Raw genomic sequence first — 26032 nt, forward strand, 5'->3', positions numbered from 1 at the left:
GGCCCGAGCGACTCGGCCAGCTCCACGGCTTGGTGCTTGAACTCATCGGTGTAGCTACGACGGGTGATACGGGACATAAGGGACCTCCAAGTGCGATCAAAGTATCGCTTCTTGGCGTCCGCTGACGGGGGGCCAGATCAGACACCCCCGTCATCCCCACCCGCCCGGCCTCTGACACATTCCGGCGGTTCCGCCCGCCACGGAAAGAAAAAAGAAGAGCAAAAGCAGAAGCCGGGCCCCCTCCCCTGCCTCGATGCCTGACAGATCTCATCCACGCATGGCGTGAAATCGTGTCGACCAAGGTCGACACCCACCAACCGTTACCGGGAAACTGTCAGGGGTGGGGCGGTGTGGGTTGGCAGGACCGTTGGCGCCATGGATGGCGCCATCGAGCCCCCAGGGATGGGTTTACGGCGTGTCCTGCCGACCCACACCGCCCCGACCAACCCGCAGAAACCCAGAGCCGCTTTGGCTTTGGCTTTGGCTTTGGCTTTGGCTTTGGCTTCGGCCTCTGCAGGTGCAGGGCGCAGCCCTGCAAAGAAAAAGGCCGCCTTTCGGCGGCCTTCACTCCTTGTTACTTCAGCTTGATCTCTCGCAGGCGTTCCTCGAGGAAGCCGTGGGCGGTGATCGCCTCCGGGTAGCGGCTCGGGTTCTCCGGGGTGATGCACGAGGGCAGCACGTCGATCAGGAAGTCCGGATTCGGGTGCAGGAAGAACGGCACCGAGTAGCGCGGCTGGCGCGCCAGCTCACCCGGGGGATTGACCACGCGGTGGATGGTGGACGGATACACATGGTTGGTCAGGCGCTGCAGCATGTCGCCGATGTTGACCACGATGGTGTCCGCGTCTGACGTAAACGGCACCCACTCGCCTTCGTGCGACTGCACTTCCAGGCCGGCGGCGCTGGCGCCGACCAGCAGGGTGATGAAGTTGATGTCGCCGTGGGCACCGGCGCGCACGTTCGGGATGTCGTCGGTGGTGATCGGCGGGTAATGGATCGGACGCAGGATCGAGTTGCCGAAGTTGGTCTTGTCGGCGAAGAAGTCCTCCGGCAGGCCGATGTGCAGGGCCAGCGCCGACAGCACGCGCGAACCCAGGTTGTCCAGCGCCTGATACAGACCGTAACCGCGCTCACGGAAACCCTCGACCTCGGTCGGCCACAGGTTCGGCGCCATCACGTCCCGGTACTTGGAATCGTCGGCGATTTCACGGCCGATGTGCCAGAACTCCTTCAGGTCGAAATGCTTCGAGCCCTTGGCGGTCTCCACACCGAACGGGGTGTAGCCGCGGGCGCCACCGCTGCCGGCCACGTGGTACTTGCGCTTGACCTCGTCCGGCAGGGCGAAGAAGGCCTTGAAGGCATCGTAGGCCGCGTCGATGTCGGCCTGCGGGATGCCGTGGTTGCGGATGCCCGCGAATCCCCATTGGCGGTAGGCCGCGCCCAGCTCGGCCACGAAGGCCTCGCGGTCGCTGTCGAAACGGGTGATGTCGAGGGTGGGGATCTGGCTCACAGCGGTTCCTGGCTTGTCGTTGGGTCTGAGGGGGCCAACGCATTCATGGCCCGCCTGAACATTGTGACAGATCGCCCGGGGGACGCCACTCGATACAAGGAAACAAACCGATACAATGCGCGACCCGCGCGCGGAGTAACGCTTCCGTCACGTGGGCCCCGTCCCTCTCCCGCGCGCCCTGAACCTGCCCCGCCATGCCCGCAGCTGCCTCTGCCGCCCCCGCCATAGAAGGTTCCGCCCGGCGTTGGCGCCGGCTGGCGTGGTGGTCGCTGTTCGTCGCCGGCAATGCCGTGCTGGCCGCCGCGATCGCGCTGGGCAATGTACCGCTGCGTGACAATCCGGGCGGCGGCGCCGGCCTGGCCTATCTGGCGGTCGCCCTGCCCGGCCACCTGCTCGCCTTCGGCGCGCTGGCCGGCCTGCTGCCATTGCTGCTGGGCCTGTGGCCGCGCAGTGCGCGTACGCTGAGCATCAGCGCGGTACTGCTGCAGGGCCTGTGGCTGTGCCTGTTGCTGGTCGACGCCAAGGTCTTCACCCTGTACCGCTTCCACCTCAATGCCATGGTCGTGAACATGGTGTTCGGCGGCGCCCTGCAGGACCAGGTTGCCCTGTCCTGGAAGACCTGGCTGCAGGTCGCGCTGCTGGCTGCCGCGGTGTTCACCGCCGAGGGCCTGCTGGCCTGGGCGTGCTGGAAACTGCTGCCGGCCGCGCCACGCCGGCGCAGAGTGCTGCAGGCCTGGGCGGTGGTGGCGCTGCTGATGGGCGGTGGCCAGGTCGCCACGGCCTACTACGACGCCCGCGGCGACCGCGATGTGATCGCGCAGTGGAACTATCTGCCGTGGGCACAGCCGATCACGGCCAAGAGCTTCATGCGGCGCCTGGGCGTGGTCAGCCAGCAGCAGGCAGGCCTGCCCGACCCGCGCCATGCGCAGCTGCTGTACCCGTTGCAACCGCTGCGCTGCCAGAGCCCACATCGCCCCAACGTGCTGATGGTGGTACTGGAATCGCTGCGCCGCGATGTGCTGACGCCGCAGCTGATGCCCAACACGTCGGCGCTGGCGCAGGACGCGCGCGTGTTCGACCACCACTTCAGCACCGGCAATGCCACCCGCTACGGCCTGTTCGGGCTGCTCTACGGCCTGCCCGGCGGTTATTGGCCGAGCATGCTTGACGAACAGCGTGGCTCGCAGCTGTTCCAGGTGCTGGGCCAGCAGGGTTACGACCTGCACCTGTACGGCAGTGCGCCGCTGTACAGCCCGGAATTCGACCGCACCGTGTTCGCCGATGTGCGCGACCAGCTGCACCAGGGCCCATCGGCACTGAAGTCCGACGGCCGCGACCGCGCGATCATCAGCGCACTGCAGCAGGACATCCGCGCCAGCCAGGCCGCGCAGCGCCCGTGGTTCGGCTTCGTGTTCCTCGATTCCACCCACGCGCCCTACCACATGCCCGACGGCTACCCGCCGGTGGCGACGCCCATGGCTGCGGACATCGACTTCCTCAAATTCGGCCCGGAGCATGACCCGACGCCGGAACTCAACCGCTACCGCACCGCCGTGCACTATGCCGACAGCCTGATCGGCACGCTGCTCGACGATCTGCGCGCACAAGGCCTGGCCGAAGACACCATCGTGCTGGTCACCGGCGACCATGCCGAGGAATTCAACGACCTCAAGCTGAACTACTGGGGTCACAACGGCAACTTCTCCGACTACCAGTTGCAGGTGCCCTTCGTACTGCATTGGCCGGGCCAGGCCAGCGGCCGTGAATCACGCACCAGTTCGCACGAGGACTGGGTACCGACCCTGATGCGTCATGCATTGGGCTGCGAGAACGCATTGACCGATTACAGCACCGGCCACGACCTGCTGGCCGAGCCGCAGGGCAGGCGCGCGCTGGTGGTCGAAAGCTGGTCGCAGCGCGCGGTGCGCGATGGCGATGCCATCTACGTGTTCGACAAGTTCGGCAATGCGACCGCGCTGGACCTGCATTACCGCCCGCTGCCACAGCAGACCCCCGATGCGGGCGCTGTCCGCACTGCATGGGAAGCGCTGACCCGCTTCCGCAACCGCTGAGCCTCAAGGACCGACCCGCATGAACCGTCCGCTGCGCATCCTGCACACCGAAGCCGCCAAAGGCATGGGCGGGCAGGAGATCTACATCTTCCGCCACATGCAGGTGATGCGCGCACGCGGCCACGCGGTGTCGCTGCTGTGCCAGCCCGATGCGCGGCTGGCCACCCTGGCACGCGATGATGGCTTCACCGTGCACACCCTGCGCATGGGCGGCCTGGCCCGGTTGCTGCACGGCATCTGGTCGGTGTCGCGGCTGGTACGCCGCGAGCGCTACGACGTGGTCAACACGACCAGCCGCCGCGACGCACTGATCGCTGCCGCCGGTGCGCGCCTGGGCGGAACCGCGCTGGTGGTGCGCTCGCGCCACCTGATGAGCCCGGTCAATTCACTGCTGACCTATACCCGGCTCCCGCACCGGGTGCTGACCGTGAGCAGCTTCGTCAAGCAGCTGCTGGCCGACCGCGGCATTCCAGCCGAGCACATCGGTATCGTGCCGCCGATCGCGGTGCCGCCGCGCTGGAGCGACATGCGCCTGGAGAATCCGTGGCAGCGACTGCAGGACGTGCGCGCCGAAGTCCGCGCCGAGCTGGGCTTCGGCGAACAGGACGTGGTGGTGGGATGCGTGGCGGTGCTCCGCGAGCCCAAGGGCCACGCCGACCTGCTGCAGGCGATGGTGCCGCTGTGCAAGGCCAACCCGAACGTGCATCTGGTGGTGGTGGGTGACGGCCAGCCGGTGATGGATCGACTGCAGGCGATGCGCGATGCGCATGGGCTGCAGGCGCAGGTGCATCTGCTCGGCTACCGCGATGGGGCCTGCCGGCTGATGGCCGGGTTCGACATCTTCGCGCTGGCCTCGCACAAGGAGGCCGCCGGTACCGTGTTCCTGGAAGCGGCCTACGTCGGCGTACCGATCGTGGCCACCCGCGTCGGTGGCGTACCGGAGATGGTGGTCGACGGCAGCAATGCCATCCTCACCCGGCTGGGCGACAATGCAGCCCTGACCGGCGCCCTGCGCCTGCTGGTGGACGATCCGGAACGGCGACGGCAGATGGGCCGCGCCGGGTGGGACTGGATGCGCAGCGCGCACCGTTTCACCCCGGATGGCCACGGCGAAACCACCGAACACTATTACCACCAGTGGCTGAAGGAGCTGGGACATGGCTGATGCCCGAACCGTACCGGTGCTGATGCACCACCACGTGAGCCCATCGCCGGGCATGATCACCGTGTCGCCGGAGAATTTCGAGAGCCAGATCGCCTGGCTGGCCGGCAACGGCTGGACCTCGCTGACGCTGGACCAGTACGCCGGTTTCCTGGCTGGCAAGCCGGTGCCGCGCAAGTCGATCGTGATCACCTTCGACGATGGCTACCTGGACAACTGGGTCTACGCGCACCCGATCCTGCAGAAGTACGGCATGCACGCGGTGGTGTTCGTGGTCACCGGCTGGATGGGCGAAGGCCCGGAGCGGCCGCACGCCGGCATCGCCGGAGCGTCGCTGCCCGCCACTCCGGACCATCGTGGCTGCGAAGCGGCGATCTACGAACAGAACCGCAGCGATGATGTGATGATGCGCTGGAGCGAAGCGCGGGCCGCCATCGCCGCCGGCACCTTCGAAGTGCACTGCCACACCCACACCCATACCCGTTGGTTGCGCCGCGACGACCTGGACCGTGCACAGCGCCGCGCCGGCCTGAGCCACGACCTGGCGATCTCGCGCGACGTGCTGCAGGAAAAGCTGGGCGAAGTATCCGACACGCTGTGCTGGCCCTACGGCGATTTCGACCAGGACCACATTGAAGTGGCACGCGAGCAGGGTTTCCGTTACCTGCACACCACCCACCCGTTCGGCCGTAACGTGGTGGGCGGTGATCCGGAGCGCATCTACCGGTTTGCGATCCGCAACCGCCCGGCCAGCTGGCTGCGCAAGCGCATCGCGCAGAGCTACAACCCGCTGATCGCACCGCTGTTCAATGGCTTCAAGGCGCGCCAGAAGAAGATGGTGCCGGGGCCCTGAGCGCAAGGGCCTCCCCCGCCCGCTGCGGCGCGGGAGGCCTGTGTCGGCCTCAGAAGAAGCGCCCGTACACGGCTTGCACGATCTCGCCGTTGCCGGTGTTGATCAGCAGCGCATCCGGGCCGTAGCGCACCCATTCGTAGCCCATCGGCGGCATGTCCAGGCCGAACAGCCAGAAGTCGTTGAGGATGTAGTCGCCGATCCAGTACGGACGCGGCAGGTACTGGCCGTAGTGCCAGCGCTGGTACGCATAGCCCACCGGTGGATGGTAGGGCCCGATGCGGAAGGCATGGTCGGCGCGGAAATTGTGCCGGTACTCCTCGCGGAACGCCGGCCGTGCATTGCCCAGCTCGCGCGGGCGTTCCATCCTTGGGTAGCCCCACGGCGCGCGCATCGGCTCCTCGCGCGGGGCGGACATGTGCGGCCCACCTTCGGGACGACGTTCGGCGCTCGCAATGGAGACGCCACCCAGCAACGGCAGCACCAGCAGCGCACCTGCCAGCAGGCAGCGGCCGCAGCGCAATGAAGTGTTCATGGTCATGGTCCTTGCAACAACAGTGAAAGGATGGAGCACGAACGGCTCCGACCGGGTCCCGGCCTGCGCGGCGCCTGCATGCAGGCACGAGATCCTGATCCCGGGAATACGCCGCGTATCGTTCACGCCATGTCACAAAGCGCACAGCCACAGCTGAACGTGATCGCCGGTCGCGATCGGTTCAGTCACCCTCGCTGGAAAACGACATGGCCGCAAAGGCGGCCATGTCGTGGTGTCAGGTTGTACGGCAGCCGGACTCAGGCAGCGGCTTCACGGACCGCAGCTGACAGACGGTCCAGCGTCTCCTGCATCAGCGCTGCGTCATCGGCTTCCACCGTGACCCGCACCACCGGCTCGGTACCGGACGGGCGCAGGAACGCACGGCCACGACCAGCCACCGACTGCTGCGCGACGGCCAGCGCGGCCTGCACGCGGTCGGCCTGCACCGTGGCCTTGGCCGAGACATTGCCCAGCCGCACGTTGACCGTCTTCTGCGGTACCCGCACCAGCCCCTTCAGCGCCTGGCGCAGGGTCTGCCCGCTGCTGCGCAGCGCCACCAGTACCTGCAGGGCGCTGATGATGCCATCGCCAGTGGTTGCCCGGTCCAGGCACAGCAGGTGGCCGGAGGCTTCACCACCCAGCACGCCACCGCCTTCAATCAGCGCCTGGTGCACGTAACGGTCACCGACGTTGCTGCGCTCGAACGGAATCTGCAGGTCGGCGAAGGCCTTCTCCACGCCGTAGTTGCTCATCAGCGTGCCGACCACCGGGCCATGCAGGCGACCTTCGGCCTTCCACGCGCGCGCCAGGATGTACAGCAGGTCATCGCCGTCAACCGGATTGCCCTGGTCGTCGGCCATCAGCACGCGATCACCGTCACCATCGAAGGCGATGCCGAGATCGGCGCGGGTCTCGCGGACCTTGGCGGCCAGATTGTCGATATGGGTGGAGCCGACCCCGGCGTTGATGTTGATGCCATTGGGTTCGGCGCCGATGCCGATCACCTCGGCCCCCAGCTCACGGAACAACAGCGGTGCGATCTGGTAGGTGGCGCCGTGCGCGCAATCCAGCACCAGGCGCAGGCCGCGCAGATCGAAGGCGCGCGGCACGCTGGCCTTGCAGAACTCGATGTAGCGGCCGACCGCCTCGCGCGCCCGCGCCGCCTTGCCCAGCTTTTCTGATTCGGCGGTGGTGAACGGTAGATCCAGCGCCGCCTCAAGCGCCAGTTCGGTGGCATCGTCGAGCTTCTCGCCCTGGGCGGAGAAGAACTTGATGCCGTTGTCGTAGTGCGGATTGTGCGAAGCGCTGATGACGATGCCGGCATCCACGCCCAGCGTGCGGGTCAGGAATGCGACCGCCGGAGTCGGCATCGGGCCGAGCAGCTGCACGTCGGCACCGGCGGCGACCAGCCCGGCTTCCAGTGCAGCTTCGAACATGTAGCCGGAAATGCGGGTGTCCTTGCCGATCAGCACGATCGGCCGGCGCCCGTCCTGGCCGCGCTGGGCGACCAGCACACGCCCCAGGGCATTGCCCAGGCGCAGCACGAAGTCCGCCGAGATCACGCCTTGGCCAACCCGCCCGCGGATGCCATCAGTACCGAAGTACTTGCGGCCCCCCATCAAACCACCTCCGGCGCCGGCTGACGGCCCAGCATCGCCAGCAGGTCGGACAGGCGGTCGCGCATTTCGCGGCGGTCGCAGATCTGGTCGATGGCGCCGTGCTCCAGCAGGAACTCCGAGCGCTGGAAACCTTCCGGAAGCTTCTCACGCACGGTCTGCTCGATCACGCGCGGGCCGGCAAAGCCGATCAGCGCCTGCGGCTCGGCGATGTTGATGTCGCCCAGCATCGCGAACGATGCCGATACGCCACCGGTGGTCGGATGGGTCAGCACCGAGATGTACGGCAGGCCGGCTTCGCGCAGCTTGCCCAGCGCGGCCGACGTCTTGGCCATCTGCATCAGCGAGAACAGGCCTTCCTGCATGCGTGCACCGCCGCTCTGCGAGAAGCACACGTAAGGGGCGCCGATCTCGACTGCGGTTTCGGCAGCCAGCGCGAAGCGCTCACCGACCACCGAACCCATCGAGCCGCCCATGAAGGCGAAGTCGAACGACGAAGCCACCAGCGCGCGCCCCTTGAGCAGGCCGCGCATGGCGATCAGCGCGTCGTACTCGCCGGTGTTCTTCTGCGCGATCTTGATGCGCTCGCTGTACTTCTTCTGGTCCTTGAACTTGAGCAGGTCGGTCGGGCCCAGGCGCGCACCGATCTCGGTGGTGCTGTCGGCGTCGAACAGGGCCGCCAACCGCGCACGCGCACGGATCGCCATGTGATGGCCGCACTTCGGGCAGACTTCCAGGTTTTCTTCCAGTTCCGGACGGTACAACGCGCTGCCGCAGTTGCTGCACTTTTCCCACAGGCCCTCGGGGACGCTGCGCTTCTTGCTGGGGGTGTTGTCGGTGCGGATGCCGGACGGCATCAACTTGCTGAGCCAACTCATGCGGGAGGACACTTCCGTTCAGGGCGGCCCGGGGGCCGCAAAGGCGGACAGTCTAGCTCCGCTGCCCCCGCCCGTGCACCCCTTGCGGTGCCCGGGCCAGCAGGAAAAAACCATGCTGGGACGTACGTTTAGGTCCGGGTGGTGCCCGCCGCTGGCCGGCAGTCCCCTGTACGCAGGCGGGTGAGGAGGATGCCGGCCAGTGGCCGGCGCGACCGCTACGCGTCCAGCGCCTGCCGCAACGGAGCGAGGAAGGCCCCGGCGCGCTGCGCGGCGTCTTCCGCCGAGCCCGCCTCTGCCAGCACCGCCACCAGTGCGCTGCCCACCACCACGCCGTCGGCCTGCCGCGCCATCGCCGCGGCACTGGCCGCGTCCTTGATGCCGAAGCCTGCCACGACCGGCACCGAGGCGCGCTCGCGCAGTGCCTGCAGGCGCGCGCTGGCGGCATCACTGTCCAACCGCTCGGACGCACCGGTGACACCGGCAAAGCTGACGTAGTACAGGTAGCCTCGCGCCAGGGCCAGCAGCTTGTCGGCGCGCGCTTCGCTGGTGGTGGGCGACGCCAGCAGCACCAGCGCCAGGCCGGCCGCCTCGAAGGCCTGCTGTGCGTCACCGGCTTCTTCCGGCGGCAGATCGACAAGCAACACGCCATCCACGCCGGCCTTCACCGCGGCGCCGGCGAACGCAGCGTAGCCATGGATCTCCACCGGATTCAGATAGCCCATCAGCACCACCGGGGTCTGCGCATCACGCTCCCGGAACTGCGCGACGGCCTGCAGCACGTAGCGGCTGCCGGCACCGCGCGCCAGCGCGCGCTCGGAGCTGCGCTGGATGGTGGGTCCGTCCGCCATCGGGTCGGAGAACGGAACGCCCAGTTCGATCACATCGGCGCCGGCCTCGACCAATGCGTGCATGACCGGCACGGTAGCCTCCAGCGAGGGATCGCCGGCAGTGATGAAGGGGATCAACGCCTTGCGCTGCTGCTCGCGCAGGCGCTGGAAACAGGCATCAAGTCGGGATACGGACATGTCAGGTACATCCTTCGATCAGGTCAACGGCGCCGCTGGCGCCCCAGTACATTCGGGATACGGTGCCGTCGACGATCTCCACGCGGATCGCCAGGTCGGAACCGGGGTCCTGCCAGAGCAGGGTCTCGCCGGCCTCCACATCATTGCCATAAGGCTGGGCGGAGACGCCCTTGGGCAGCCGCTGCAGGGCCTGCGCGCGCGGCATGTCCAGGTGCAGGCCGAACGGCCCCGGCTGGATCACCACCTGGCCCGAATCGTCGATGGGGGCCAGGTCGAAACGCACCACGTCGCCGTCCTGCACCATCATCGCCACGCCTTCAGGCAGCGTGCCGCGCTCGTAATACTCGCAGCGCCCCGAGGTCGCCTCGCTCAGCCCGGCCGAGTGCCACTGCCCTTCGCTCTGCAGTTCACTGAAAGGTTGGCCGATGAGCACCTCGCCGGCATGGTCCAGGGCCACCGAAACCACCGCCGGCGCACTGTCCTCATCGGCGGCATCGTCTGCGCCAGACAACGGTGCGTCTTCGATTGGCCGATGTGCTGCAGCATCGTCGTTGCTGGCAACCTGGCGTGCCGGGGCGATCGCCGCCGGGGACGCCGGCGCCGGCGCCAGCACCGGCGGATCGGGCGGCGCGCAACCGCCCAGGCCGACCGCCAGCACCCACGCCCCGCCATGGCGCAGCATGCAATTCACAGTACCAGGCCTTCGCGCGCGGCGATGGTATGCACGTCCTTGTCGCCGCGGCCGGAAAGGTTGCACAGCACGATCTGGTCGCGTGGACGCTCGCGCGCCAGCTTGATCGCCTGCGCCAGCGCGTGGCTGGATTCCAGCGCGGGCAGGATGCCTTCGGTGTGCGCCAGCAGATGGAACGCCTGCAGCGCCTCTTCATCGGTGATGCCGAGGTAGCGTGCGCGGCCGGTATCGGCCAGGAACGCGTGCTCCGGGCCGACGCCCGGATAATCCAGGCCGGCCGAGACCGAATGGGTTTCGATGATCTGGCCGTCGTCGTCGCACAACACGTAGGTGCGGTTGCCATGCAGCACACCCGGGCGACCGGCGGCGATCGACGCCGCATGGCGACCGGTGCTGATGCCATCACCTGCCGCTTCGGCGCCGACGATCTCGACCTGGCGATCGTTGAGGAAGGCATGGAACAGGCCGATGGCGTTGCTGCCGCCGCCGACGCAGGCGGTGATCGCATCGGGCAGGCAGCCGTACTCGGCCAGCATCTGTTCGCGTGCTTCGCGCCCGACAATGGCATTGAAATCGCGCACCATGCGCGGGTACGGGTCCGGACCGGCGACGGTGCCGATGATGTAGAAGGTGTCCTGCACGTTGGTCACCCAGTCGCGCATCGCTTCGTTGAGCGCATCCTTCAGGGTGGCCGAGCCGGAGGTGACCGGCACCACCGTCGCGCCGAGCAGCTTCATGCGGTAGACGTTGATCTTCTGCCGCTCGATATCGGTGGCGCCCATGTACACCACGCATTCCAGGCCCAGCCGCGCGGCGACGGTGGCGCTGGCCACGCCATGCTGGCCGGCGCCGGTCTCGGCGATGATGCGCTTCTTGCCCATCCGCGCCGCCAGCAGGGCCTGGCCGATGGTGTTGTTGATCTTGTGCGCGCCGGTGTGGTTCAGGTCCTCGCGCTTGAGCAGGATCTGCGCGCCCCCAACGTGATCGCTAAGGCGCTGAGCGTGGTAGATCGGGCTGGGACGGCCAACATAATGGGCCAGGTCCTTGTCGTAGGCCGCCTGGAAGGCCGGGTCCTGGCGGGCCTGGTCATAGGCCTGGGCCAGCTCCTGCAGTGGGCCGACCAGGGTTTCGGCAACGAAACTGCCACCGTAGCGGCCGAAGTGGCCCTGGGCATCCGGGAAGGCGTGGTAGTCGGCAATGGGGGAGGCAGACATGGAAGCGACCGGTGGTTCAAGACAGGTGGATACTCTAGCGCACGGGTCGTGACCGGAAAATGGATATTATCTGGCGCATATTGTCAGGAAATCTCACATGAGCATCTCCCAGCTCCCGCCGCTCAACGCGCTGCGCGCGTTCGAGGCCACCGCCCGCCTGGGCGGAGTCGGCCGCGCCGCACAGGACCTGCATGTCACCCACGGTGCGGTCAGCCGGCAGCTGAAGCTGCTGGAGGACCATCTGGGCATGGCCTTGTTCCAGCGTGCCGGTCGCGGCCTGCGCCTGACCGCCGCAGGCACCCGCCTGCAGATGGCATGCAGCGAGGCGTTCACCGGCATTGAAGACTGCGTGCGCGAACTGCGGCGGCCGACGGCATCCCCGGCACTGGTGCTGGGCTGCAGCGGCAGCGTACTGGCGCGCTGGATGATCCCGCGACTGCCCGCGCTGCAGGCCACCCTGCCCGGCGTGCGCCTGCAGTGGTCGGCACTGGACGGCAGCTTCACCGAGGCCCAGGCCGCGCTGGATGCGGTCCTGCTGCTGGCGCAGGGGCCTTGGCCGCGCGGCTGGCAGGTGCGCGAACTGGCGCCGGAACGCGTTGGCGTGGTGGTGGCCCCCTCCCACCCGGCGGCGCAGCGCCTGCGGCATGTCCCGCCCTCGGCATTGCTGCAGGAAACGTTGCTGCACACCAGCTCACGACCGCAGGCGTGGCCGGCCTGGGCGCAGGCACATGACCTGGACGCATCGAAGCTGCAGCTGGGCACCGCTTTCGAGCACCTGTATTACCTGCTGGAGGCAGCGGTAGCCGGGCTGGGCCCGGCGATCGCGCCCGAGCCGCTGGTGGCCGAGGATCTAGCAGCGGGGCGGTTGATCGCGCCGTGGGGATTTACCGCCACCGGCGGCTTCTGGGTGCTGGCGCGACCGGAGGGCCTGGCCGATGCGCGCGTGGATGCGCTGGCCGATTGGGTCAGCTCGCAGCTGGGCTGACCTGGGCCAGCCCGCCGCTTTCCCTGATGCAGACAGTGATTCCGATCACTCCAGAACGGTGCAGTCCGCGCGACGCACTTCCTCGACAAAGGTGCGCATCTTGTAGCCATCCTTGATCCCTGGCTCCAGTTCGATGCCGCTGGAGACATCCACGCCCCACGGCAACGTGGCCAGCACGGCGTCATAGACGTTGTCCGGGTTCAGGCCGCCGGCCAGCAGGAACGGGCGGTGCAGGCCAGTCGGGATGCGGCCCCAGTCGAATGCGACACCCGTGCCGCCACCGCCGCCGGGCGCGTGGCTGTCGAACAGGAAGCCGGCGGCGCTGGGATAGCGCAGCTGCAGGGTACGGGCGTTGACCTCTTCGCGCCCGCCCATGGCGATCGCCTTCAGGTACGGCATGTTGAAACTGCGGCAGAAGCTCTCGTCTTCCTCGCCATGGAACTGCAGCAGGGTCGGCCGCACCGTGCGCAGCACCTCGCGCACTTCTTCCTTGCTGTTGTTGCGGAACAGCGCCACCACGTCGACCATCGGCGCGATCGCCTGGCGCATCGCGCGCGCTTCGGCCGGGGCGACCCGGCGGCTGCTCTCGCGGGCAAAGATGAAACCCACTGCGTCCACGCCCAGCTCACCGGCCAGGCGGACGTCGCCGGCGCGGGTCATGCCACAGAACTTGATGCGTGTGCGGTAGTAGGAACGGCTCATAGCGTGACCTCGGCGGGCAGATGCCAGTTGTCGGGGTACAGGGGCCCAAGGAACACCAGGCCCTGCGGCGGTGCGGTGGGACCGGCTACGGTGCGATCGCGCCCGGCCAGCAGTTCGGCGATCCAGTCCACCGGTTTTTCGCCGCTGCCCACCAGGATCAAGGATCCGACGATATTGCGGACCATGTGATGAAGGAATGCATTGCCCTGCACCGCCACTTCAATCACCTCGCCCTGGCGGCTGACCTGCAGCGACTGCAGTTCGCGCCGCGCATGCAGCGCCTGGCATTGCACCGATCGGAACGCGCTGAAGTCGTTCTCGCCAAGCAGCGCCTGGCCGGCGGCATGCATCAGGGTCTCGTCCAGCGCCCGCCGCTCCCAGCTCAGGGTCTGGCGGCCCAGCGCCGGCCGCACTTCGCGGTTGAGCAGCCGATAGCGGTAGCGGCGCGCGCGCGCGGAAAAACGGGCGTGGAAATCATCGGCCACCGGCACGCACCAGCGCACCGCGATCGAGCGCGGCAGGCGGGTGGTGGTGCCGAGCATCCAGGCGCGCGGATCGCGCACCACGTCGGTGTCGAAATGCACGACCTGGCACTGGCCGTGCACGCCGGCATCGGTGCGACCGGCGCAGACCACCTGCAACGGCGCATCGGCGACCGACGACAGGGCCAGTTCAAGGCTGGCCTGCACGCTGGGACCACCCTCGCCCAGGTTCTGCCAGCCCCTGAAATCGCTGCCGTCGTACTCGACGCCAAGCGCGTAACGCATGTGCTACCTCGATGCTGCGTGTGGGGCGGCGCTCACGCCGGGTCGCGTTCGGACCACACCGCCAGTTCGTTGCCACCGGGCTCGACGAACTGGAAGCGGCTGCCCCCGGGGAAGGAAAACACCGGGCGCACGATCTCGCCGCCGGCATCACGCACCGCCGCCTCGACCGGGGCCAGGTGGTCGGCATACAGCACCAGCAGCGGTGCGCCGCTGTCACTGGCCCGTTGCGGCTGACCGCGGAAGAAGCCGCCCTGCAGGCGACCATCGTCGAAGGCGGTGTAGTCGCTGCCATAGTCGACGAACGACCAGCCGAACACCTTCTCGAAGAAGGCACGGGTGGCCACCGGATCAGAGGAGGCGAATTCAACGTAGTCGATGCGGCGCTCGCGGCTCATGGCACGGTCCTTGTCGGCGGGTTCGGTCACGGCAGGCGCGCCAGCAGCTCGCGGGCCTGTGCCTGGCTATGCAGATCGCCACCCTCGGCGACTTCCAGCAGCAGGGTACGCGCGGTCTGCGCATCGCCCAGATCCAGATAGGCGATGGCCAGTTCCAGCCGTTCCTGGCCGGCACGCGGCGCCCAACCGGCGTCGCCGTCGGCTACAGCCGCAGTCGACGGGGTGTCTTCGTGGTGTGGAGCATCGGCCTGCGCCGGACTCTCATGCGCTTCGGCCGGCAGATCGAACACGCCACGGAACTGCGGCTGCTGCTCGGCATGCAGCGCATAGTCGGGCACCGCGATCTCGTCAGGGACCGCCTGCGCGACCAGCTCATCCGGCACGGGGATGTCCTGCGTGGGCACCGGCTCGTCCCAGCGCGGCAGATCGGTCACGGCCTCGGGCAGCTCCACCACTTCGTCATCGCGCAGCGTCTGCGCCTGCCAGTCAGCCTGGGCGGCGACGTCGGCGATCGGTTCGGCAGCCACGTCCTCCTGCACCTCGGTTGCGGTCGCCCAGGCCGGCATGGCGGGCTCCTGGCGGCCACCGTCGTCCACCACCGACGACCACGAGGACTGCTCGGCCAGCGTATCCAGCGCCGCACCTGCCGGCACCGCCGCAGCCAGGCCAGTGGCATCGCCTTCTTCGCGCAGCGGCGGCAACGGCGACGGCTTGCGCCGGCGCAGCAGCCAGGCCGCCGCCGCGGCGAGCAACAGCACGGGCAGGCCCAGCCAGTACCACGGCGTTGCCGCGTCGCGGCTGCCCGGCGCCTGGGCCAGACGCTGCTGCGCGGCAGCCAGGTCGTTGTCCTTCATCGCGATCAGCGACTGCTGCTGTTCCTTCAGCTTCTCCAGATCGGCCACGCGCTGCTTCAGCTCGCCGATCTCGGCATCGCGGGTAGCGATGTCCTCACGCGCCTGGCGCAGTTGCTCGTTGCCCATCATGTCACCCTCGCTGCCGGCAGCGGTGCCGGTGGTTGTGCCCGCGTTCGCGGCGTCGGACGCCAGCGCCGGGGCGATTTCAAGCCGTGCGCCGCTGGCCGCCGACGGGGACGTGGCGTTCGCGGTTTCTGCCTTGGCCACCGCTGCGACCGTACCTGCTGGCTGCGGCACGGTACGTGCCTGCCGCCATTGCGCCGCATGCTCGCGCACCAGTGCAGCTGCTTCGGCAGCATCGACCGCCGCCAGCGCATCGCTGCCTGGCATGCGCAGCACTGCGCCCTGCTTGAGCAGGTTCACGTTGCCACGGATGAAGGCTTCGGGATTGGCGCGCAGCAGGGCAATCATCGCGCGATCACGACTGACCTGGTTGCCACGCGCCACCGCGCTGGCGATCTGCGACAACGTCTGGCCGCGCTGTACGGTGACACTGCCATCGGCCGGAGCGGCCGCAACCGGCGCGGGCGCCGCACGCGGTCGTGCCGGTGCCGGTGCCGGCGTGGGCGCAGGCGCGGACGGCGGCGCACCGGCCGCCTCTGCCACCGGTGCCGGTGCCGGTGCCGGCTCGCGGGTGATGGTATTGGACAGGGTGCCGGCCGGTGCGACGATCTCCGGCTCGGCCACGGCCAGCGCGCTGGAGGGTGCATCGACCAGCGCCGAGTACTCGCGGACCAGCCGGCCCTGGCCCCAGTCGGCCTCGATCAGGAAGCTCAGCGACGGCGTCTCGACCGGCGCCTGCGAGGTCACCCGCACCACCGCCCTGCCCTGCGCGTTGCGGGTCAGTTCGAACTGCAGTTCGCTGACCAGCCCGGTCGGCCGTTGCAGGCCGACGCGCTCGAAGGTGACCGGCGAAGCCAGCGCCACCCTCAGGTTTTCCAGCTCGGACGGGTCGGCCGAGACCACCGGGATCTCGGCCAGCAAGGGCTGGCCCGGCTTGGACAGGACACGGATGTCGCCCAAGCCCAGGGCGAGCGCCGAACTGCTGGCCAGGGCCAGCAGCGCGGCGGAAAGATAGCTGAGCGGGCGCGTTGCGCCCCTGGCCCGTTTATTCATGGGCGACACTATAAAGCGTGCGGACCAAGGTCCGCACCCACCGATGGACGACCTGCGGCAATGCCGGCCAGCGGCCGGCACTACCGGTGAGCCAACCTCGCTGCTCAGCGCTGTTCGGCGGCGACCAGCTCAGCCAGCTGCACGGCATTCAGTGCCGCGCCCTTGCGCACGTTGTCCGAGACGATCCACAGGTTCAGGCCGCGCGGGTGCGACAGGTCCTCACGGATGCGACCGACGTACACCGCGTCGGTGCCCGAGGCGTGGGTGACCGGGGTCGGGTAGCCACCCGCTTCGTGGCGATCCACCACTTCGATGCCCGGCGACTGCTCCAGCAGCGCACGCGCTTCGGCCACGGTCACCTTGTCGCGGGTCTCGATCGCCACTGACTCGGAATGGCCGTAGAACACCGGCACGCGCACTGCGGTCGGGTTCACCAGGATGCTGTCGTCGCCGAGGATCTTGCGGGTTTCCCAGACCAGCTTCATCTCTTCCTTGGTGAAGCCGTTGTCCTGGAAGTCGTCGATGTGCGGGATCAGGTTGAAGGCGATCTGCACCGGGAAGCGCTGCGGATCGATTTCCTGGAAGCTGAGCAGCTGGCCGGTCTGCTTGCCCAGCTCTTCCATCGCCGAACGGCCACCACCGGACACCGACTGGTAGGTGGACACGTTGATGCGCTCGATGCCGTACTTGCGGTGCAGCGGCGCCAGCGCCACCAGCATCTGCATGGTCGAACAGTTCGGGTTGGCGATGATGCCGCGCGGACGGTTGCCGACCTGGTCCGGGTTGACCTCGGACACCACCAGCGGCACGTCGTCGTCGTAACGGAAGGCCGAGGAGTTGTCGATCACCACCGCACCGGCAGCGGCGAACTTCGGCGCGTACTCCTTCGACACGCTGCCACCGGCCGAGAACAGGGCGATCTCGACGCCGGTCGGGTCGAAAGTGGCCAGATCCTGCACCGTGACCTTCTGGCCGTTGAACTCGATCTCGCCACCGGCCGAACGCTCGGAGGCCAGGACGCTCAGGGTACCGACCGGGAAATCACGTTCTTCAAGGATCGACAACATGGTCTCGCCAACCGCGCCGGTGGCACCGACGACGGCGACGTGGAAACTGCGCTGTGCATTGCTCATGGGGGGAAACTCTCACGAAAACGGGGGATGGAGAAAAATCACGCACGACAGCAGGGTTCGGGGAACCTCCTCAAGCGGGGCGCGCGGAGGTTCCCTATCGTTTCCCGGTTTTTTTGCCCAGAGTCACGCGCGCGGCCATCGCCGCGTCAGCGTTGATCGCGCTCGGCATGCGCGACGGATCGCCGTCCAGGCCGAGCCCGGCAACCAGATTATCCACGGCCAGCTGTACCATCGCCGTTCGCGTGGCCAGCGAGGCGCTGCCGATGTGCGGGGTCAGCACCACGTTGCGCAGCGCCAGCAGTTCCGGGCGCACTGCCGGCTCACCCTCGTACACATCCAGGCCCGCTGCAGCCAGGCGACCGTTGGCCAGTGCGTCGGCCAATGCGATTTCATCGACCAGGCCGCCACGGGCGATGTTCACCAGCGTGGCCGACGGCTTCATCTTCGCCAGCGCGACGGCATCGATCAGGTGATGCGACGCCGGGGTGTACGGCAGCACCAGCAGCAGGTGGTCGGACTGCGCAAGCAGCGTATCCAGGTCCACGTAGGTGGCACCCAGCGCCGCTTCGGTGTCGGCCGGCAGCTGCGAGCGGTTGTGGTAGAGCACCTTCATGCCGAAACCATGTGCGCCGCGGCGGGCGATGCCCTGGCCGATGCGGCCCATGCCGAGAATGCCGAGCGTGCTGCCATGGATGTCGGCACCCAGCATGGTCTGGAACGACCACTGCTGCCACTGGCCTTCGCGCAGCCAGCGCTCGGATTCGGTGATGCGGCGCGCGGTGGCCATCAGCAGGGCGAAGCCGAGATCGGCGGTGGTCTCGGTCAGGACGTCCGGGGTGTTGCTGGCCAGGATGCCGGCCGCGCTGAGCGCATCGACATCCAGATTGTTGTAGCCAACGCCCACGTTGGCGATCACCTGCAGCTGCGCCGCGTCGGCCACCTGGGCCGCGCCGATGCGCTCGTTGAGGGTGATGATCGCGCCGTCGACTGAGGCCAGCCGCTCGGCGATCTGCTGCGGCGACCAGGCGGTAACGGTGTCGGTGACGCGCAGCTGCACGCGATCGCGCAGCGGCGCGATGGCCGCATCGATCAGCGGCTGGCTCACCCACACCGTCGGCCGCGTGTCAGCCATCGATCTGCCCGGGAATGCGCGGGGTGATCGTGCCGACATCGCCACACTGCGCACGATGGCGCAGCGCCTGGTCCATCAGCACCATCGCCACCATCGCCTCGGCGATCGGGGTGGCTCGGATGCCGACGCAGGGATCGTGGCGGCCGGTGGTGACCACCTCGACCACGTTACCGGCCGTATCCAGCGACGGGCCCGGCAGGCGCAGGCTGGAGGTCGGCTTCAACACGATCGAAGCGACCACCGGCTGGCCGGTGGAGATGCCGCCGAGGATGCCGCCGGCATGGTTGCTGGCGAAGCCCTGCGGGGTCAGCAGGTCACGATGCTCGGTGCCCTTCTGCGCGGCGCTGGCGAAACCATCACCGATCTCCACGCCCTTCACCGCGTTGATGCTCATCAGCGCGGCGGCGAGTTCGCCGTCGAGCTTGCCGTAGATCGGCTCGCCCCAGCCCGGTGGCACGTTGTCGGCGACCACGTCCACGCAGGCACCGACCGAATCACCGGACTTGCGCAGCGCATCCATGTACGCCTCCAGCTCGGGCACCTGCGCGGCGTGCGGCCAGAAGAACGGGTTGTCTTCCACCGCCGACCAGTCGAAGCCGGCCGGGGTGATGTCGCCCAGCTGCGACAGGTAGCCACGCACGGTGACGCCGAAGCGCTCGGCCAGCCACTTCTTGGCGACCACGCCGGCGGCCACGCGCATGGTGGTCTCGCGCGCCGAGGAACGGCCGCCACCGCGGGGGTCGCGGATGCCGTACTTGTGCCAGTAGCTGTAGTCGGCATGGCCCGGCCGGAACTGCTGGCCGATGTTGGCGTAATCCTTGCTGCGCTGATCGGTGTTGCGGATGAGCAGCGCGATCGGGGTGCCGGTGGTCATGCCCTCGTACACGCCGGACAGGATCTCGACCTCATCGGCCTCGCGGCGCGCCGAGGTATGCCGGCTCTTGCCGGTGGCGCGGCGCTGCAGGTCGTGGGCGAATTCGGCCGCGTCCAGCGCCAGCCCCGGCGGGCAGCCATCGATCACGCAGCCGATGGCCGGCCCGTGCGACTCGCCGAACGTGGTGACGGTGAACAGCTTGCCGAACGAATTGGAGCTCACGGGCGCTGCGCCGCCAGTTCGGTGATGCGCGCGCTGTGGGCGATCAGCTCGCGGCATTCAACCGCGAAGATGCCCATCTGGCCGACCTTGAATTCGATCCAGGCGAAATCGACTTCCGGCAGCAGCTTGATCAGATGCTGTTCGGACTCGCCCACTTCACAGATCAGCAGGCCGTCTTCGCTCAGGTGCAGCGGCGCGTCACGCAGGATCTTCAGCACCAGGTCCAGTCCATCGTCACCCGCACGCAGGCCCATGTCCGGCTCGTAGGAGTATTCCTGCGGCAGCGCATCGGTCTCGTCGTTGGTGACGTACGGCGGATTGGTGACGATCAGGTCGTAGTGGCGGCCAGACAGGCCATTGAACAGGTCCGACTTGATCAGGTTGACGTTGTACGCCTGCAGCCGCTCGCGGTTTTCTTCAGCCAGCGACAGCGCGTCGTCGCTCAGGTCGACGCCGTCCACCTGCCAGTTCGGGTAGTAGTGGCCCATGGCGATGGCGATGCAGCCCGAACCGGTGCAAAGGTCCAGCGCACGGTACACGTCACGGCCGGCCAGCCACGGCTCGAAGCCGCACTCGATCAGTTCGGCGATCGGCGAACGCGGCACCAGCGCGCGCGTATCGCTCTTGAAGCTGAGGCCTGCGAACCAGGCCTCGCCGGTCAGGTAGGCGGCCGGAATGCGTTCGTCGATGCGGCGCTGGAACAGGTCCAGCACGCGCTGCTTCTCGGCCTGCAGCAGGCGCGCCTGGCCGTAGGCCGGGCCGAGGTCGTGGGGCAGATGCAGGCTGTGCAGCACCAGCTGGGTCGCCTCGTCCAGCGCGTTGTCGTAGCTGTGCCCGAAGGTCAGCCCGGCTTCATTGAAACGGCTGGTGCCGTAGCGGATCAGATCGATGATCGTGTGGAGTTCGGCGGCCGTTTCAGCGGTCATGGCGGTACTGCGGGCAAAGTGGCCCCCGATTATAGGGGCTGGCGCCCGTGGCGGCATCCGTTGCGGCGGAAACGATCGGGCCGCAGCCGGTATGATGGAGCCCATTTCGCGCGGGAGCCCCCATGTTCAATCGCAACGCCGGCATCATCCTGCTGATCGCCCTGGCGGCGGGGCTCGGCCTGCTGGCCGCGCAGCAGGTCTTCGCGCCGAAGCCGCCGGCCGACGCCCCGGCCACCGAAGCGATCACCCTGTACCCGCAGCCGCGTGCGCTTCCCGATTTCAACCTCGCGCAGTCCGATGGCACCCGCCTGATCCCCGGCGAGCTGAAGGGCCACTGGACGCTGGTGTTCCTGGGCTTCACCTTCTGCCCGGACGTCTGCCCGACCACCCTGGCCGAGCTGGCCGGCGCGCAGAACCAGTGGGAGGCCCTGCCCGACAGCCTGCGCCCGCGCGTGCTGTTCATCTCGGTCGACCCCGACCGCGACAGCGCCACCCGCCTGGGCGAATACGTGCACGGCTTCCACAAGGACACCCTGGCCGCCACCGCCGACGTTCCCTCGCTGGAGCGCTTCGCCACCTCGCTGGGCTTCGTGTTCCAGAAGGTGCCGGGCAAGCACTTCGACGAGAACCCCGAGGATTACACCGTCGAGCATTCGGCCAGCCTGGCCGTGCTCGACCCGCAGGGCCGCCTTGCCGGCCTGGTGCGCCCCCCGTTCAACGCGCCGGCGATCGCCCGCGACCTGCAGAAGCTGACCGAGAAAACCGCCCCATGAGTCTCACCACCGCCCTGACGTACGCCCTGCCCCACCGACTGCTGTCTTCGATGGCGCGCTCGCTGGCGTACTCGGACGATCCGCGCGTCTCGCGCTGGCTGATCGACACCGTCACCCGCAAGTTCAACGTCAACCTGGATGAGGCGGCCAACCCGGACCCGCGCAGCTATGCCACCTTCAACCAGTTCTTCACCCGTGCGCTGAAGCCGGGCGCGCGCGTGGCCGATGCCGATCCGCGCAGCCTGGTGATGCCGGCCGACGGCCGCATCAGCCAACTGGGGAAGATCGAGGCCGGTCGCATCTTCCAGGCCAAGGGACAGTCGTTCACCGCGGCCGAGCTGCTGGGCAGCGACGAGGATGCCAAGCCTTACAACGACGGGCTGTATGCCACCGTCTACCTGTCGCCGCGCGACTACCATCGCGTGCACATGCCCTGGACCGGCACCCTGCGCGAGACCGTGCACGTGCCGGGCCGCCTGTTCAGCGTCGGCCCGGCCGCGGTGAACGGCGTGCCGCGCCTGTTCGCGCGCAACGAGCGCCTGGTCTGCCACTTCGACACCAGCTTCGGCCCGATGGTCAGCGTGATGGTGGGGGCGCTGCTGGTGTCCGGCGTGGAAACGGTCTGGAGCGGCGAAGAGATCCCGGCCTACGGCGACCGCATCACCCGCAAGGACTACCGCGGCCAGGGCATCAGGCTGGAGCGTTTCGCCGAGATGGCGCGCTTCAACTATGGCTCGACCGTGATCGTGCTGCTGCCGCCCGGCGTCGCCGAGTTCGCCCCGCAGCTGGGCGCCGAAAGCCCGGTGCAGCTGGGCCAGGCGCTGGCCAGGCTGCGCTGAGGCTTCGGTAGTGCCGGCCGCTGGCCGGCATCTCCGTTGATCCAACGCGTCGAGCATTGCCGGCCAGCGGCCGGCACTACCGTACGCGCGTTACTGCAGGGCCGGGGCCGGACCGACGTCCATGCCGTCGTAGTCTTCCACGCCCTTTTCCGTGGCCAGGGCCGCGAATTCCTGGTTGCGGCGGTCCAGCGAGGCTTCGTCGTGGATCTCCACGCGCTCCACATGCAGCACATGGAACGGCGCGTCGCCTTCTTCCGGCTCCTGCTCGAACAGTTCGACGAAGGTGTAGCCCTGCGCCTGCAGGTGGTCGGCCAGGGCCTGCAGCGGCCCGGCGGTCGAATGGACGAAGAAATAGCCCCACAGCAACGGGCCGCTGATGTCCCAGTCGGTGTTCTCGCGGAGGTTGGCGAACAGGTTGCGGGTGTCTTCGAGGTCCATGCGGGTTCCAGGGGTGGGGGGATTACTTGTCGCAGCCCTGAAGCTTCAGCGTCTGGCCGTGGCGCAGGCTGTAGGCGGGGGCTTTCAGGCCGTTGGCACGGGCCAGGGTCGGCACGTCGCACTGGAACTTCGCCGCGATGGCGCCCAGGGTCTCGCCCTTGCCCACCTTGTGGCTGCGCACCGGCTTTGCCCGGGGGGGCGCCGGGCGCGGGCTCGCCACCGCCGCCACGGGCGTCGTCGGCACGCTGGTCGAGGCTGCGGCATCGGCCACCGGCACCACGCCGCCCACCGCCACGCTGCCGGTGTAGCTGGCCGCGGTCGGGCGCTTGATCGCCGCGTTCAGGTCGGCGGTGATCAGGGTGCGGGCCAGGTCCGCACGCGGGCCACTGACGCAGTTGCGCTGGTACAGGCCGGCGATGCGGGTGGTGGCGTTGATCAGCGTCCCGGCCGGAATCCAGCCATCGGCTTCATAGCGCGGATTGAGGTTGCGCAGCGCGCGCATGTAGCCATCACGGGTGCCGTGGCTGCCCAGGCAGATGGTCAGTTCGTAGATGGTGGTGGACTTGGCCAGGCGCAGCGTGGCCGGCTGCGCGCTGATCTTCGGGAACTCCACGCCGTACTGCTGCGGGTGCAGGAAGATCCAGGCCGCCGCGATCACCATCGGCACATAGTCCTTGGTCTCGCCCGGGAACTGGTTGTAGACGCTGTCGGTCCAGAAGCTCTGGCCAGCGCTCTGCTTGAACACCCGCGCGGCGCGGCCTTCGCCACCGTTGTAGGCGGCCACCGACATTTCCACGTTGTTGTTGAGTTCGCGCAGGCGCTCGTTGAGGTAACTGGCACTGGCTTCGGCGGCGCTGCGCGCATCGAAACGCGTGTCGAAACCGGTGCCGTCCGGGCCCAGCCCGAAGCGGCGGCCGGTGGCCGGCATGAACTGCATCAGGCCGGCGGCACCCGCACGCGAGGAGGCATGCACGCGACCATTGGATTCCTTGGCCATGATGCCGAACAGCAGCGCCTCGGGCAGCCCGCGCTTTTCCCACTCCGGCCACATCACCGCGCGCAGGTTCTGGTAGTTCTCATAGCTGGTCAGCAGCGCCGGGCGCATGTCGGTCAGCCAGCGGCGGATGCCGGCCTGCACCGCCGGGTTGTACTCGACCATCGTGTCGAAGGCGTGGCGCTTGTCGTTCAGCAGTGCGGCAGCGCGGGCCGCCTCGGGCACATCGGCGGTGAGCGGACCGATATGGTCGGGGTCGGCTTCCAGGCGGTCGCCGCCCTCGTCGGCCACGTCATCGCTGGCCGCCGCATCGGCGTCATGCTTGAGCAGGCGCTTGTAGCTGGCCAGCAGCGTGCCCATCTGGCAGCCCTTCTGCTTCACGCAGTCGTTGAGGACATCTTCCATGTCCTCCAGCGCGGCGTCGGCCTCGTTGCTGCCCTTGGGGTCGGCATTGGCGACCAGCAGCAGGGCGTCGCTGTAACGCTTCTCGGCGGCCGTCATGCGCTGCTGCAGCGCATCGACCCTCACCTTGTCCCGGGCCGAAACCCGTTGCGCATGGGCGTCGGGCGCCAGGGAAACCAGGCCGGCCAGGGCCAGCAGCGGCCAACCGCGGGAAATCAGGACAGGAACGGGCATTGATGGCACTGTGTGCGAAACAGGCAGGCAGAGTAGCGGCGGCGCCAAGGTCGGGGCAAGCCGGACCTTCGGACCGTCACCCCTGCCCGTTAACATTGGGCTATTCACTACAAGGGCTGGACCATGGATCCGATTCTGCTCGGCAAAGGCACTACCGACGATGTTGCCGTCACCCTGCTGCCGAAACTCGGCAACCGCCACGGCCTGGTGGCCGGCGCCACCGGCACCGGCAAGACGGTGACCCTGATGACCCTGGCCGAAGGCTTCTCGCGGCTGGGCGTGCCGGTGTTCCTGGCCGATGTGAAGGGCGATGTGTCCGGCCTGGCCGTGCCCGGCACCGGTGCCGAGAACCTGTTGCAGCGTGCCGCCGAGATCGGCGTGGCCGACTATGCCCCGGCCGCCAGCCCGACCATTTTCTGGGATCTGTACGGCAAGCTCGGCCATCCGGTGCGCACCACCGTCAGCGAAATGGGCCCGACCCTGCTGTCGCGCATCCTCGAATTGAACGACACCCAGGCCGGCGTGCTCGACATCGTGTTCAAGCTGGCCGACGACCGTGGCCTGCTGCTGCTGGACATGGACGACCTGCGTGCCCTGCTCGGCCTGGTGGCCGAGGAACGCAAGGACATTTCCACCGAGTACGGGCTGGTCAGCGCACAGTCGATCGCCGCGATCCAGCGCTCGGTGCTGCGCCTGGCCCAGGACGGCGGCGAGCACTTCTTCGGCGAACCGGCGCTGGAACTGGCCGACATCATGCGGGTCAATCACGACGGCCGCGGCATGATCGGCATCCTCGCCGCCGACCAGCTGGTGCTCAAGCCCAAGCTGTATTCCACCTTCCTGCTGTGGCTGTTGTCGGAACTGTTCGAGCAGCTGCCGGAAGTGGGCGACCTGGACAAGCCGAAGCTGGTCTTCATCTTCGACGAGGCGCACCTGCTGTTCGACGATGCGCCGCCATCGCTGGTGCAGCGTATCGAGCAGGTCGTGCGCCTGATCCGTTCCAAGGGCGTGGGCGTGTATTTCTGCTCGCAGTTCCCCGACGACGTGCCGGGCAACATCCTCGGTCAGCTCGGCAACCGGGTGCAGCACGCACTGCGCGCATTCACCCCGCGTGACCAGAAGGCGGTGAAGACCGCGGCCGAAACCTTCGTGCCCAACCCCAAACTGGACGTGGCCAAGGTGCTCAGCCAGCTTGGCACCGGTGAAGCGCTGGTCTCCACGCTGCAGGACAAGGGCGTACCAATGCCGGTGCAGCAGACGATGATCGCGCCGCCGCGCTGCCGGATGGGGCCGATCACCGACGCCGAACGCGCCCAGGTGCGCGCCGGCAGCCCGGTCGGCACCCGCTACGACACCGCGATCAACCGTGAGTCGGCAGCGGAGCTGCTGGCGCAGCGCGCGCAGAAGGCGACCGAGCGGGCGCAGGCACCTGCCGCACGCAGCCGCGAGCAGGACGAGGCGCAGGAAGGAGGCTTCGGCCAGTCGATCAAGGACGCGATCTTCGGCACCAAGCGCCGCCAGGGCATGATCGAGACCATGGCCAAGCAGACCACGCGCACCGTCGGCACCAAGCTGGGCAACCAGATCGTGCGTGGCATCCTGGGCGGCATCTTCGGCGGCAAGCGCTGAGGGT

At 68.2% G+C, this 26032-nt stretch carries 24 protein-coding genes; 7 read left to right on the forward strand and 17 right to left on the reverse strand.

Annotation, left to right across the window (positions count from 1 at the left end):
- Window positions 1-574: 574 nt before the first annotated feature.
- Window positions 575-1510 (reverse strand): isopenicillin N synthase family dioxygenase, encoded by a 936-nt coding sequence (locus AC5P7U_RS00005; protein WP_197564515.1) that lies wholly within the window; start codon window positions 1508-1510, stop codon window positions 575-577.
- Between the two features lie 194 nt (window positions 1511-1704).
- Between AC5P7U_RS00005 and AC5P7U_RS00010 the strand changes: the two genes are divergently transcribed.
- From AC5P7U_RS00010 to AC5P7U_RS00020, 3 genes are read left to right on the forward strand one after another with little or no spacing between them, the layout of a single operon-like run.
- Complete coding sequence (locus tag AC5P7U_RS00010) at window positions 1705-3582, forward strand: DUF3413 domain-containing protein (RefSeq protein WP_006458802.1); 1878 nt, start codon at window positions 1705-1707, stop codon at window positions 3580-3582.
- Window positions 3583-3601: 19 nt separating this feature from the next.
- A complete protein-coding gene (locus tag AC5P7U_RS00015) occupies window positions 3602-4747 on the forward strand; it encodes a glycosyltransferase family 4 protein (protein ID WP_197564516.1) in 1146 nt (381 codons plus the stop codon).
- Window positions 4740-5597 (forward strand): polysaccharide deacetylase family protein, encoded by an 858-nt coding sequence (locus tag AC5P7U_RS00020; RefSeq protein WP_006458804.1) that lies wholly within the window; start codon window positions 4740-4742, stop codon window positions 5595-5597. Before AC5P7U_RS00015 ends, AC5P7U_RS00020 begins: the two co-directional genes overlap by 8 nt.
- A gap of 49 nt (window positions 5598-5646) precedes the next feature.
- Here AC5P7U_RS00020 and AC5P7U_RS00025 read toward each other — a convergent pair whose 3' ends face one another.
- The 6 genes from AC5P7U_RS00025 to trpB form a co-directional block, all read right to left on the reverse strand.
- The gene (locus AC5P7U_RS00025) at window positions 5647-6129 is read right to left on the reverse strand and encodes an RcnB family protein (RefSeq protein WP_006458805.1); all 483 of its coding nucleotides are present in this window, start codon (window positions 6127-6129) and stop codon (window positions 5647-5649) included.
- A gap of 257 nt (window positions 6130-6386) precedes the next feature.
- Window positions 6387-7748: a phosphoglucosamine mutase gene (gene glmM, locus AC5P7U_RS00030; RefSeq protein ID WP_006458806.1), complete on the reverse strand. Its 1362-nt coding sequence runs from the start codon at window positions 7746-7748 to the stop codon at window positions 6387-6389.
- On the reverse strand, window positions 7748-8623 hold the full coding sequence (accD, locus tag AC5P7U_RS00035; RefSeq protein WP_049456113.1) for an acetyl-CoA carboxylase, carboxyltransferase subunit beta: 876 nt from the start codon (window positions 8621-8623) through the stop codon (window positions 7748-7750). Before accD ends, glmM begins: the two co-directional genes overlap by 1 nt.
- A 215-nt stretch (window positions 8624-8838) precedes the next feature.
- Entirely contained in the window at window positions 8839-9648 is an 810-nt protein-coding gene (gene trpA, locus AC5P7U_RS00040) for a tryptophan synthase subunit alpha (protein WP_197564517.1), read from the reverse strand.
- 1 nt (window position 9649) lies between these two features.
- Entirely contained in the window at window positions 9650-10339 is a 690-nt protein-coding gene (locus tag AC5P7U_RS00045; protein ID WP_197564518.1) for a hypothetical protein, read from the reverse strand.
- Complete coding sequence (gene trpB / locus AC5P7U_RS00050) at window positions 10336-11553, reverse strand: tryptophan synthase subunit beta (RefSeq protein WP_006458839.1); 1218 nt, start codon at window positions 11551-11553, stop codon at window positions 10336-10338. The genes AC5P7U_RS00045 and trpB overlap by 4 nt, the downstream gene beginning before the upstream one ends.
- Before the next feature lie 97 nt (window positions 11554-11650).
- Here trpB and AC5P7U_RS00055 point away from each other — a divergent pair, with 97 nt between their 5' ends.
- Window positions 11651-12538, forward strand: a complete 888-nt coding sequence (locus AC5P7U_RS00055; protein WP_197564519.1) for a LysR family transcriptional regulator — start codon at window positions 11651-11653, stop codon at window positions 12536-12538.
- A gap of 45 nt (window positions 12539-12583) precedes the next feature.
- On the opposite strand, the gene AC5P7U_RS00060 is transcribed toward AC5P7U_RS00055, so the two are convergent.
- The 8 genes from AC5P7U_RS00060 to prmB form a co-directional block, all read right to left on the reverse strand.
- Window positions 12584-13240 carry a phosphoribosylanthranilate isomerase gene (locus tag AC5P7U_RS00060; RefSeq protein WP_006458876.1) on the reverse strand — a complete coding sequence of 219 codons (657 nt, stop codon included), beginning with the start codon at window positions 13238-13240 and terminating at the stop codon, window positions 12584-12586.
- Window positions 13237-14007 carry a tRNA pseudouridine(38-40) synthase TruA gene (gene truA, locus AC5P7U_RS00065; RefSeq protein ID WP_006458878.1) on the reverse strand — a complete coding sequence of 257 codons (771 nt, stop codon included), beginning with the start codon at window positions 14005-14007 and terminating at the stop codon, window positions 13237-13239. The genes AC5P7U_RS00060 and truA overlap by 4 nt, the downstream gene beginning before the upstream one ends.
- A gap of 32 nt (window positions 14008-14039) precedes the next feature.
- The gene (locus AC5P7U_RS00070) at window positions 14040-14402 is read right to left on the reverse strand and encodes a VOC family protein (RefSeq protein WP_197564525.1); all 363 of its coding nucleotides are present in this window, start codon (window positions 14400-14402) and stop codon (window positions 14040-14042) included.
- A 26-nt stretch (window positions 14403-14428) separates the two neighbouring features.
- Complete coding sequence (locus AC5P7U_RS00075) at window positions 14429-16432, reverse strand: FimV/HubP family polar landmark protein (protein WP_197564520.1); 2004 nt, start codon at window positions 16430-16432, stop codon at window positions 14429-14431.
- Between the two features lie 104 nt (window positions 16433-16536).
- A complete protein-coding gene (locus tag AC5P7U_RS00080; protein WP_006459093.1) occupies window positions 16537-17565 on the reverse strand; it encodes an aspartate-semialdehyde dehydrogenase in 1029 nt (342 codons plus the stop codon).
- A 94-nt stretch (window positions 17566-17659) separates the two neighbouring features.
- A complete protein-coding gene (locus AC5P7U_RS00085) occupies window positions 17660-18697 on the reverse strand; it encodes a 2-hydroxyacid dehydrogenase (protein ID WP_197564521.1) in 1038 nt (345 codons plus the stop codon).
- The gene (gene aroC, locus AC5P7U_RS00090) at window positions 18690-19793 is read right to left on the reverse strand and encodes a chorismate synthase (RefSeq protein ID WP_197564522.1); all 1104 of its coding nucleotides are present in this window, start codon (window positions 19791-19793) and stop codon (window positions 18690-18692) included. Before aroC ends, AC5P7U_RS00085 begins: the two co-directional genes overlap by 8 nt.
- Window positions 19790-20719, reverse strand: a complete 930-nt coding sequence (gene prmB / locus AC5P7U_RS00095) for a 50S ribosomal protein L3 N(5)-glutamine methyltransferase (RefSeq protein WP_495220710.1) — start codon at window positions 20717-20719, stop codon at window positions 19790-19792. The genes aroC and prmB overlap by 4 nt, the downstream gene beginning before the upstream one ends.
- A 122-nt stretch (window positions 20720-20841) precedes the next feature.
- Here prmB and AC5P7U_RS00100 point away from each other — a divergent pair, with 122 nt between their 5' ends.
- Together AC5P7U_RS00100 and asd are read left to right on the forward strand one after the other, a co-directional pair.
- On the forward strand, window positions 20842-21492 hold the full coding sequence (locus AC5P7U_RS00100; protein WP_049458807.1) for an SCO family protein: 651 nt from the start codon (window positions 20842-20844) through the stop codon (window positions 21490-21492).
- Window positions 21489-22331, forward strand: coding sequence for an archaetidylserine decarboxylase (gene asd, locus AC5P7U_RS00105; protein WP_049458808.1), 843 nt, complete (start codon window positions 21489-21491; stop codon window positions 22329-22331). Before AC5P7U_RS00100 ends, asd begins: the two co-directional genes overlap by 4 nt.
- Before the next feature lie 90 nt (window positions 22332-22421).
- On the opposite strand, the gene AC5P7U_RS00110 is transcribed toward asd, so the two are convergent.
- Together AC5P7U_RS00110 and AC5P7U_RS00115 are read right to left on the reverse strand one after the other, a co-directional pair.
- A complete protein-coding gene (locus AC5P7U_RS00110; RefSeq protein ID WP_006459171.1) occupies window positions 22422-22769 on the reverse strand; it encodes a ribonuclease E inhibitor RraB in 348 nt (115 codons plus the stop codon).
- 22 nt (window positions 22770-22791) lie between these two features.
- Entirely contained in the window at window positions 22792-24399 is a 1608-nt protein-coding gene (locus tag AC5P7U_RS00115) for a transglycosylase SLT domain-containing protein (RefSeq protein WP_197563921.1), read from the reverse strand.
- 123 nt (window positions 24400-24522) lie between these two features.
- Between AC5P7U_RS00115 and AC5P7U_RS00120 the strand changes: the two genes are divergently transcribed.
- Window positions 24523-26028 carry a helicase HerA-like domain-containing protein gene (locus AC5P7U_RS00120; RefSeq protein WP_197563922.1) on the forward strand — a complete coding sequence of 502 codons (1506 nt, stop codon included), beginning with the start codon at window positions 24523-24525 and terminating at the stop codon, window positions 26026-26028.
- The last annotated feature ends 4 nt before the right edge of the window (window positions 26029-26032 follow it).

This window comes from Stenotrophomonas sp. YJH_SMC_57 (assembly GCF_059369755.1).

Coding starts and splice junctions, on each gene's coding strand:
- AC5P7U_RS00070 (WP_197564525.1), bottom strand. CDS start 14,402: ATGAGCCGCGAGCGCCGCATCGACTACGTTGAATTCGCCTCCTCTGAT.
- AC5P7U_RS00025 (WP_006458805.1), bottom strand. CDS start 6,129: ATGAACACTTCATTGCGCTGCGGCCGCTGCCTGCTGGCAGGTGCGCTG.
- asd (WP_049458808.1), top strand. CDS start 21,489: ATGAGTCTCACCACCGCCCTGACGTACGCCCTGCCCCACCGACTGCTG.
- AC5P7U_RS00110 (WP_006459171.1), bottom strand. CDS start 22,769: ATGGACCTCGAAGACACCCGCAACCTGTTCGCCAACCTCCGCGAGAAC.
- AC5P7U_RS00055 (WP_197564519.1), top strand. CDS start 11,651: ATGAGCATCTCCCAGCTCCCGCCGCTCAACGCGCTGCGCGCGTTCGAG.
- AC5P7U_RS00075 (WP_197564520.1), bottom strand. CDS start 16,432: ATGAATAAACGGGCCAGGGGCGCAACGCGCCCGCTCAGCTATCTTTCC.
- glmM (WP_006458806.1), bottom strand. CDS start 7,748: ATGGGGGGCCGCAAGTACTTCGGTACTGATGGCATCCGCGGGCGGGTT.
- AC5P7U_RS00115 (WP_197563921.1), bottom strand. CDS start 24,399: ATGCCCGTTCCTGTCCTGATTTCCCGCGGTTGGCCGCTGCTGGCCCTG.
- trpB (WP_006458839.1), bottom strand. CDS start 11,553: ATGTCTGCCTCCCCCATTGCCGACTACCACGCCTTCCCGGATGCCCAG.
- trpA (WP_197564517.1), bottom strand. CDS start 9,648: ATGTCCGTATCCCGACTTGATGCCTGTTTCCAGCGCCTGCGCGAGCAG.
- truA (WP_006458878.1), bottom strand. CDS start 14,007: ATGCGTTACGCGCTTGGCGTCGAGTACGACGGCAGCGATTTCAGGGGC.
- AC5P7U_RS00085 (WP_197564521.1), bottom strand. CDS start 18,697: ATGGCTGACACGCGGCCGACGGTGTGGGTGAGCCAGCCGCTGATCGAT.
- AC5P7U_RS00015 (WP_197564516.1), top strand. CDS start 3,602: ATGAACCGTCCGCTGCGCATCCTGCACACCGAAGCCGCCAAAGGCATG.
- accD (WP_049456113.1), bottom strand. CDS start 8,623: ATGAGTTGGCTCAGCAAGTTGATGCCGTCCGGCATCCGCACCGACAAC.
- AC5P7U_RS00120 (WP_197563922.1), top strand. CDS start 24,523: ATGGATCCGATTCTGCTCGGCAAAGGCACTACCGACGATGTTGCCGTC.
- AC5P7U_RS00060 (WP_006458876.1), bottom strand. CDS start 13,240: ATGAGCCGTTCCTACTACCGCACACGCATCAAGTTCTGTGGCATGACC.
- prmB (WP_495220710.1), bottom strand. CDS start 20,719: ATGACCGCTGAAACGGCCGCCGAACTCCACACGATCATCGATCTGATC.
- AC5P7U_RS00010 (WP_006458802.1), top strand. CDS start 1,705: ATGCCCGCAGCTGCCTCTGCCGCCCCCGCCATAGAAGGTTCCGCCCGG.
- AC5P7U_RS00080 (WP_006459093.1), bottom strand. CDS start 17,565: ATGAGCAATGCACAGCGCAGTTTCCACGTCGCCGTCGTCGGTGCCACC.
- AC5P7U_RS00100 (WP_049458807.1), top strand. CDS start 20,842: ATGTTCAATCGCAACGCCGGCATCATCCTGCTGATCGCCCTGGCGGCG.
- AC5P7U_RS00020 (WP_006458804.1), top strand. CDS start 4,740: ATGGCTGATGCCCGAACCGTACCGGTGCTGATGCACCACCACGTGAGC.